This is a genomic window from Natronomonas aquatica (genome assembly GCF_024449025.1).
Classification (GTDB): Archaea; Halobacteriota; Halobacteria; order Halobacteriales; family Haloarculaceae; genus Natronomonas; species Natronomonas aquatica.
The window spans coordinates 1-896 of record NZ_JAHLKM010000075.1; the positions used below are offsets into that span (position 1 = coordinate 1).

At 66.0% G+C, this 896-nt stretch carries 1 protein-coding gene; it reads left to right on the forward strand.

Annotated features, from left to right (window positions below):
- On the forward strand, positions 1–896 hold an 896-nt coding region (locus KM295_RS16795; RefSeq protein ID WP_256031529.1), incomplete at both ends, for a cytochrome c oxidase subunit 3.

Below are 896 nucleotides of genomic sequence, written 5' to 3' on the forward strand. Positions count from 1 at the left end.
AAAAGCTACCTCTCGGGCCCCGAAGCGCCCGAAAACCCCTGGGAGTTCGCCCGCACCGCCGAATGGGCGGTCTCCTCGCCGCCGCCGCTTGAAAACTGGGAGGGCCGCCCCTCGTACGCCAGCGGCCACCTCGAGTTCCTCGAGCGCGATACTGGCCACGACGAGGGCCACGCGACGGCGGCCACCGACGGCGGCCACGCTACCGCCAACGAGGCCAGCGACTACATCCTCGGCGAGAAACACCCCTCGCATGCGAGCATCTGGCCGTTCGCCGCCAGCTTCTCGGTGTTCACGCTCCTGTTGGGGCTTTCGGGCATCCGTGGCTCGCTGGCGATCGATGCCGGCGCCTCGATCACCAGCGTCGGCGTCGCCCTCGAAGGTACCCCCATCTACCCGCTTTTGACGCTCGTCGGGCTCGTCGCGCTGCTGTACTCGGGCGTCAAGTGGGCCCTGGAGGACTTCTATGCGCCACCCATGGAGTTCGCCAACCGCTGGCCGTTCGACAACATCGAAAAGACCAAACTGGGGATGTGGTTCTTTTTGGCTTCGGACGTGTTGGTCTTCGGGGCGTTCATTTCGGCGGCGGTGTTCATCCGCGTCAACGCCGGCTGGCGGAGCTGGGAAGCTCTCCCGGCCTCGCTGCCCGGGCTGATCAACACTTTCGTGCTGTTGACCTCCTCGTTTACGGTCATTCTGGCGTTGGTGGCCTCCCGGCGGCGGAGCCGGAAGGGGCTCATCGCCAGTCTGGGCGCGACCATGCTGTTGGGGGTGACGTTCCTGGCGATCAAGGCCTGGGAGTGGCACCACGAGATCTACGACGTCGGCATCACGCTGACCCAGAACCCCCACGGGCCGCCGATCCAGGCCAGCATCTACTATGTGACGACCGGGCTCCA